At 72.1% G+C, this 6,764-nt stretch carries 7 protein-coding genes; 1 reads left to right on the forward strand and 6 read right to left on the reverse strand.

Annotated elements, in window-relative coordinates; genetic code table 11:
* Position 1: 1 nt before the first annotated feature.
* From ACFVS6_RS32310 to ACFVS6_RS32320, 3 genes are all read right to left on the reverse strand, one after another.
* Positions 2–898 (reverse strand): SMP-30/gluconolactonase/LRE family protein, encoded by an 897-nt coding sequence (locus ACFVS6_RS32310; RefSeq protein WP_389709472.1) that lies wholly within the window; start codon positions 896–898, stop codon positions 2–4.
* Positions 899–1,151: 253 nt separating this feature from the next.
* Positions 1,152–1,364, reverse strand: a complete 213-nt coding sequence (locus ACFVS6_RS32315) for a DUF4287 domain-containing protein (RefSeq protein WP_389709474.1) — start codon at positions 1,362–1,364, stop codon at positions 1,152–1,154.
* A 400-nt stretch (positions 1,365–1,764) separates the two neighbouring features.
* Positions 1,765–3,246 carry an MFS transporter gene (locus ACFVS6_RS32320; RefSeq protein WP_389709476.1) on the reverse strand — a complete coding sequence of 494 codons (1,482 nt, stop codon included), beginning with the start codon at positions 3,244–3,246 and terminating at the stop codon, positions 1,765–1,767.
* 187 nt (positions 3,247–3,433) lie between these two features.
* Here ACFVS6_RS32320 and ACFVS6_RS32325 point away from each other — a divergent pair, with 187 nt between their 5' ends.
* On the forward strand, positions 3,434–4,795 hold the full coding sequence (locus ACFVS6_RS32325) for an AI-2E family transporter (RefSeq protein ID WP_389709478.1): 1,362 nt from the start codon (positions 3,434–3,436) through the stop codon (positions 4,793–4,795).
* 10 nt (positions 4,796–4,805) lie between these two features.
* Here the strand turns inward: ACFVS6_RS32325 and ACFVS6_RS32330 are convergent, their stop codons facing one another.
* Genes ACFVS6_RS32330 through ACFVS6_RS32340 form a run of 3 tightly spaced genes read right to left on the reverse strand, consistent with a single transcriptional unit; the run spans position 4,806 to position 6,522 of the window.
* Positions 4,806–5,582, reverse strand: a complete 777-nt coding sequence (locus tag ACFVS6_RS32330) for a metallophosphoesterase (protein WP_389709480.1) — start codon at positions 5,580–5,582, stop codon at positions 4,806–4,808.
* Complete coding sequence (locus tag ACFVS6_RS32335; protein WP_389709482.1) at positions 5,579–5,833, reverse strand: hypothetical protein; 255 nt, start codon at positions 5,831–5,833, stop codon at positions 5,579–5,581. The genes ACFVS6_RS32330 and ACFVS6_RS32335 overlap by 4 nt, the downstream gene beginning before the upstream one ends.
* The gene (locus ACFVS6_RS32340; protein WP_389709484.1) at positions 5,830–6,522 is read right to left on the reverse strand and encodes a nucleotidyltransferase family protein; all 693 of its coding nucleotides are present in this window, start codon (positions 6,520–6,522) and stop codon (positions 5,830–5,832) included. The genes ACFVS6_RS32335 and ACFVS6_RS32340 overlap by 4 nt, the downstream gene beginning before the upstream one ends.
* Positions 6,523–6,764: the final 242 nt, after the last annotated feature.

Here is a 6,764-nt window from a genome sequence, read left to right on the forward strand (position 1 = left end):
GTCAGCGGAGCTTCGTGAGGCCCTTGTCGACGGCGTCGACCGGGCCGGGGCGGGCCTTCGCCGGCGGGAAGGCGAGGCCGGTCGGCGTGTTGAGGCCGGTGGACGGGAGGGTGACCTGCCCGCCGCCCGTCTCCCGTACGCGCACCACCCGGTTGTTGAAACCGTCGGCGACGTAAAGGTTTCCGGTGCCGTCGAGCGCGAGACCCAGCGGATCGCTGAGGCCCGTGAGAGGGACCGTGCTCTGCTGCCCGCCGGCCGCGGACACCTTCACGACGCGGTTGTTGCCGCTGTCGGAGACGTAGAGGTCACCCGCCGCGTTGAGGGCGAGGCCGGTCGGCTGGGACAGCCCCACCGTGGGCACGGTGGTCTGACCGCTCCCGTCCGCGGCGACCTTGACGACGCGGTCGTTGACGAAATCCGCCACGTACAGGTCCCCGTCGGGCTCCAGCGCAAGCCCCCAGGGGTGCAGCAGGCCGGTGGTGGGGACGGTCGTCTGGGGGCCGCCGCCGGCGGGCACCTTCACCACGCGGTCGTTGAAGCTGTCGGCGATGTAGACGCTCCCGGCGGCGTCGACGGCGAGGCCGAGCGGGCGCGACAGGTCGACGGTGGGCACCGTGGCCTGCTCCCCGCCGTTCGGGGGCAGCGTCACCACCCGGTTGTTGCCCGTGTCGGAGACGTACAGGGCGCCGGCGGTGTCCCAGGCGATGCCGGTGGGACGCACCAGCCCTTCGAGGGGCACGGTCGTCCCGTCGCCGCCGTCCGCCGGGAGCGTCACGACCCGGTTGTTGCCGTAGTCGCTCACGTACAGCGGTGGACCGGCCGGCGAGCGGCCGTCGACGGCCTGCGTCGCGCCCGCGGGCGCGGTCGGTAGGGCGCACAGCGCCAGCAGGCCCGTCACGGCCGCCAGCCGACTGGTGCGCGTCCACGTCGTTCGGCCGGCGCCGGCCGGGGATCGCCCGTGCGTCCGTGCTCGTGCTCGTGCTCGTGCCGTCATGCGTTCCACGACTCACCCACCTGTTCCGACCCGGCCCCCCGTCACCCGCCGACCCTAGGAAGGCGCACCGGGATGCGCGGAAGCCACGCCACCGGCGGGTACAGGGCCACTCCAATGCCGTCGGCGGTGGGGGCGGGGCGGAACCGGGCGGGCCGCCTCACTTCGCGGCGGACTCGGCGAGGGTGTGCGCGACGAGGGCGTTGGCGTGGCCGTGGCCCAGGCCGTGCTCCGTCTTGAGCCAGGAGACGAGCTCCATGTGCTTGGTGAGCGGCGAGGCGGCGATGAGCGCCTTCCACTCGGCGACCGGGCGGCCGTACTTCTTCTCGATCGAGGGGAAGTAGGAGGCGGGGCCCTTCACTGCGTCGGTCATGGCTGCTCGTCCTGTCTCGGGTCGGTGTGGTCACAAGGTTGACCCGGGCCGCGGGAAGAACTCATCGACCGGACGGAGTGACCCGCGTCACACGACCGCTGCCGTCCCCGCCAGGGTTCCCGGTGTGCGGCGGGACCGGAGCGCGGAGCGCTCCAGTCGGCCCGCCAGGACTACGTGGAGGACGTGATCGAACAGGCTCGGCGGAGCGATCCGCGCGTGTTAGAGGACGAGGAGGCCCGGTGGTCACGGGTCTTCGAGGAGGTCGAACTCGGCGTCCTGGTCCCGCTGGACGGGTAGGTGAGGACGTGGCGGCCGCGGGCGGGGTGCCGCCGCCGGATCGTGGCGACGGCGACCGTGCCGCGGAGGGTGTGGGCACCGCTCGCGAGCCCTCCCCCGCGCGTCAGGTCGACCGGGGTGCCGGTTCCGCGGGCCGGGCCGACAGGGGGGTCGCGATGTCCTCCAGGGAGCGGCCCTCCGCGGCGACCGCGTAGAAGACGGCGACCAGCCCCGCGGCGACCATCAGCGCGGCTCCGATGCAGAAGGCGAGCGCGGCGTCGGCCACCACGCCGCTGGAGGTGAGTCCGGCGAAGATCAGGGGGCCGGAGATGCCGCCGGCCGCGGTACCGATGGCGTAGAAGAACGCGATCGACATCGCGCGGGTTTCCATCGGGAAGATCTCGCTGACGGTCAGGTACGCCGAACTCGCGCCGGCCGAGGCGAAGAAGAGCACGACGCACCAGCACGCGGTCATGGTCGCCGCGGAGAGGTGGCCCGCGCCGAACAGCCAGGCCGTCCCGAACAGCAGCAGACCGGACAGGATGTACGTGCCGGAGATCATGACGCGACGGCCGACCGTGTCGAACAACCGGCCCAGCAGCAGCGGCCCGAGGAAGTTCCCGACGGCGATGACGGCGAAGTAGTAGCCGGTGACCGAGCTGGGGACGTCGAAGAAGGTGACGAGGATCGAGCCGAAGCCGAAGGTGATCGCGTTGTAGAGGAAGGCCTGCCCGATGAAGAGGGAGAGGCCCAGTACGGCCCGGCGCGGGTACGTGCGGAACACGGTCCTCGCGATCTCGCCGAAGCCGATGCTCCGGCGCACGGTGACGGTGATGGCCTCGCCGGGCTCCGGCAGCGGTTTCCCGGTCTCCGCTTCCACCTGTCGCTCGACGTCGGCGACCAGGTCCTCGGCCTCCTGCACCCGGCCGTGCATGAACATCCAGCGCGGGCTCTCCGGAACGTGTCGTCGTACGAGCAGGATGACCAGGCCGAGGACGACGCCGAGGGCGAACGTCAGTCGCCAGCCCACCGACGGCGCGAAGATCTCGGTGTTCAGGGCGACGACGGACAGCAGGGCTCCGGCGACCGCGCCGAGCCAGAAGCTGCCGTTGATGATGAGGTCGACGCGACCGCGGTACTTGCTGGGGATCAGTTCGTCGATCGCCGAGTTGATGGCCGCGTACTCGCCGCCGATGCCGAAGCCGGTCAGGAACCGGAAGAGGAAGAACCACCAGGACGAGAAGGAGAGTGCCGTCAGGGCGGTCGCGGCCAGGTAGACCGCGAGCGTGATCAGGAAGAGCTTCTTGCGGCCGAACAGGTCGGTGAGGCGGCCGAAGAACAGCGCCCCGGCGCAGGCGCCCGCCACATAGAGGGCGGCGGCAAGACCCGTGACCTGCGCGTCGGTGATGGACAGGCCGCTGCCGTCCTCGGAGAGGCGGCTGGCGATGCTGCCCACGACGGTGACTTCGAGACCGTCCAGGATCCAGACGGTGCCCAGCCCGATCACGATCATCCAGTGCCATCGGGACCAGGGCAACCGGTCCAGTCGCGCCGGCACCTTGGTGGTGACGGTTCCCGTGTTCATCGTCCCTGCGGTGTCCGACATGACGCACGTCTGCCCCGGCGCCCCGAGGCCAAACGGGGCCGTTCCGGGGGGTGTTGTGCGGCGGGGATCGTGCCCGGCCGAGGGCTCCCCACGGGCTCCGGGCGGCCACCCGCCGCGCCCGGAGCGGCCGTGGAATCCGTTCGGCTGATCTCGGGAAATGGGGGCAGAAGGCCAGCGACGAGAAGGGATGGTCCGGATGCCCGGAACCCACACATGGCTCGACCGCGTGAAGAACGGTGCCAACGCGGTCGGCGAACGGCGCGCGCGGGCCCTGGCGCGCCGCAACGCCGAGTACGAGGCCGAGTACGCGGAACAGGCCGAGCGCGCGGCCCAGCTCCGCAGGGCCCGTACGCGGGCCCCGGACCCGGCCGGTGCGGTGCCCTGGGGCGTCCGCGTGGCCGCGGAGGCGGCCTGGCGGTTCGTGGTCCTGGCCGCCGCCCTGTGGGTCGTGATGCAGGTCATCGGCGCGGTGCGGCTGGTCGCCCTCGCCTTCGTCGTCGCGCTGCTGGTCACCGCCCTGCTCCAGCCGACGGTCGCCCGCCTGCACCGCAGCGGACTGCCGCAGGGGCTCGCCACCGCCGTCACCGCGATATGCGGGTTCCTCGTGCTCGGTCTGGTCGGCTGGTTCGTCGTATGGCAGGTGCTCGACAACCTCGACACCCTGTCCGGCCGTCTCCAGGAGGGCATCGCCGAACTGAAACGTTGGCTCGTCGACAGCCCCCTCCACGTGACCGAACAGCAGATCAACGACGTCGCGCAGAAGCTGAACGACGCGATCGGCACCAGTACCAGCGAGATCACCTCGACCGGTCTGCAAGGCGTGACGGTCCTGGTCGAGATCATCACCGGCATGCTCCTGGCGATGTTCTGCACGCTGTGCCTGCTCTACGACGGACCGCGCGTATGGCAGTGGACGCTCAAGCTGATCCCGGCCGCCGCCCGCCCCGGTGTGGCCGACGCGGGCCCGCGGGCCTGGCGGACGCTCACCGCGTACGTGCGCGGAACGATGATCGTGGCCCTCATCGACGCCCTCTTCATCGGCATCGGCATCTACTTCCTCGGTGTGCCCCTGGCGGTCCCCATCGGCGTCGTGATCTTCCTGGCCTCGTTCGTGCCGCTCGTCGGCGCCGTGGCCTCGGGGGCGCTCGCCGTGATCGTCGCCCTGGTCACCCAGGGAGTGTTCACGGCGCTCATGGCCCTGGTGGTGGTCCTCGTCGTCCAGCAGATCGAGGGGCACATCCTGCAACCGTTCATCCTGGGGCGGGCGGTGCGCCTGCACCCGCTGGCGGTGCTGCTGGCCGTGGCCACGGGCGGCCTGGTCGCCGGGATCGGCGGTGCGGTCGTCGCCGTCCCGCTGGTGGCCGTCGCCAACACGGTGATAGTCCACCTCCGCGCCTACGCCGCGGACGACGACACGGAGCAGCCCTCGGGTGAGGGGGACGCGGCCGGCGAGGAGGGGACCGCCCTCCCCGCCGACGACGGGGACCGGCCCCGGCAGCACGCGGATGAGCCCCCGCGGCCCGAGGTGGGGCCGCAGGGGCTCACGTAGGGGCGCGCAGTCAGGACTCGGCGCCGTCGGACGGCGGCGTCGAGGACCCGGCCGGCATGAGTGCGTGGGGCGACAGGTGGTAGACGGCGAAGGCCCGGTCGATGACGGGCATGGCCACGTTGCGCACCCGTACTCCGCCGGCCGTCATGCCGTGCTCGGTACCCGAGTGGGCGTGCCCGTGCACGGCGAGGTCGGCGCCGGCGCCGTCCATGGCCTCCGCCAGAAGGTAGCTGCCCAGGAAGGGGTAGATCTCCAGGGGTTCCCCGGCGAGGGTGTCCGGGACGGGCGCGTAGTGGGTGAGGGCGATGCGCAGGTCGCTCCCGGCGTCCTGGAGACCCCGCAGCGCCTTTTCGAGTCCTCCCGCGCAGGTGCGGGTGTACTGGATGAAGGCCTTCATCTCCGGTTCCCCGAAGTCGCTGCCGCTGCGTCCGGCGAAGCCGCCGCCGAAGCCCTTGGTCCCGGCCACGCCGACCCTCGTGCCGGCCAGGTCGAGGACGACACCGGTGCCCTCCAGGACGTGCACCCCGGCGGCCGTGAGTTCCTCGGCGACGGCTTCCTCCTGGTCGCTCTGGTAGTCGTGGTTGCCGAGCACCGCGACGACCGGGACGGCCAGCCCCGCCACCTCGCCGGCCACCACCCTGGCCTCCTCCCTGGTGCCGTGTCGCGTCAGGTCACCGGCCAGGAGCAGCAGGTCCGCGCAGTCGCCCAGGGTGTCGAAGGCGGGCCGCAGGAATCCGGCGCTGCCGGGGCCCAGGTGGATGTCCCCGACGGCCGCCACTCGGATCACGAGAGTTCCTCCGCCCGGCCGGGCGGCGCCGGTCGACTGACCATGAGGTCCTCCTGCCAGTCCAGTCCGGCCAGTTCCTCCGCGGCGAGCCTCAACACCTCCGCCCGGCACTCCGGGCTGGTCACGCTGCCCGAGATCACCGCACGGGACCCGCGTGCCTCGACCCGCACGCCCAGCTCCGCGATGTCCTCGCGGGCCAGCCGGTCCCTCAGGTGTTCGATGCGGTACTCCACCATGTCGTGGGACGTCATGTGCTCTCCTCCCGTACCGGCCCGACCAGGCCGGATCCGTGGGTGTTCCTGCTCTCGATGACGCTCAGTCGCTCCAGCAGGTGGAGGAACGCGTCGGGCAGTGGTTCGGACCCGTGGTCACGTTCCAACCGGCCCCAGTCGATCTGCTCCCTCAGCATCCGCGCCATGGGCAGCAGGTCGCCGAAGTCGCAGTAGTGCTCGCAGAGCGCGGCGAGCCGGCTGCCCATGAGGTCCGTGGGCGCGAGGACGGGCATCCACACCGAGTCGACCGCTTTCAGTTCGGCCCGCTCCAGGAGCTCCGTGCTCACCGGCCGACGCTCCAGCTCGAAGATCAGGTCGATCTCCTCCCCGCCGGACCTGCCCTTGACGAGCCAGTCCTCCGGGGCGCGGCGCATCTCGATGCCGCCCTCCTCCAGGGCCTTGATGGCCGCGTCGGCGTCCTCGGGCCGGACACAGAAGTCGGTGTCGTGCTGGAACATGGCCGGCAGACCGTGGGCGAACGCGGCCACGCTGCCGGCGAGGGCGAAGGGCGGTCCCGACCGCTTGAGGAGGGCGGCCACCAGTTTGGTGGTCTCCAGGATCGCCTGGGTGTGGTCCTTGGGCAGTGGTCCCTCGGCGGGGACGGGTGGGCTCAGGGCCTGGGGCGCAGCCTGCCCGGTGGAGGCGAGCGGCGGCTTGGTGGGCGTCATGAGGAGCGCGTACCCGCGCCTTCCCGCCGAAATCTCCCCCGCGCCCCCGGAGTGCGGCAGGACGGTCTTCCGTTCACCGGTTCGGGGGTGGACCGGTGAACCCTCGCGCTGCGGTGGGCAACGCGTCGCGAACGCGGCACGGCCTCGGGCGGCGGGGCGGGGGCCGCAGCGCGGGGGCGGGTGGGGGGGCCGGCCGCGGTGCGGGGGGAGCGCCGGTCGGGATGCGGGGGGTTGTGAAAGAA

The organism is Streptomyces sp. NPDC057939 (genome assembly GCF_042887545.1).
GTDB lineage: Bacteria > Actinomycetota > Actinomycetes > Streptomycetales > Streptomycetaceae > Streptomyces.

What these genes read in the sequence shown, in the direction of transcription:
- ACFVS6_RS32315 (WP_389709474.1), bottom strand. Translation starts at nt 1,364, where the DNA reads ATGACCGACGCAGTGAAGGGCCCCGCCTCCTACTTCCCCTCGATCGAG.
- ACFVS6_RS32320 (WP_389709476.1), bottom strand. Translation starts at nt 3,246, where the DNA reads ATGTCGGACACCGCAGGGACGATGAACACGGGAACCGTCACCACCAAG.
- ACFVS6_RS32325 (WP_389709478.1), top strand. Translation starts at nt 3,434, where the DNA reads ATGGTCCGGATGCCCGGAACCCACACATGGCTCGACCGCGTGAAGAAC.
- ACFVS6_RS32335 (WP_389709482.1), bottom strand. Translation starts at nt 5,833, where the DNA reads ATGACGTCCCACGACATGGTGGAGTACCGCATCGAACACCTGAGGGAC.
- ACFVS6_RS32340 (WP_389709484.1), bottom strand. Translation starts at nt 6,522, where the DNA reads ATGACGCCCACCAAGCCGCCGCTCGCCTCCACCGGGCAGGCTGCGCCC.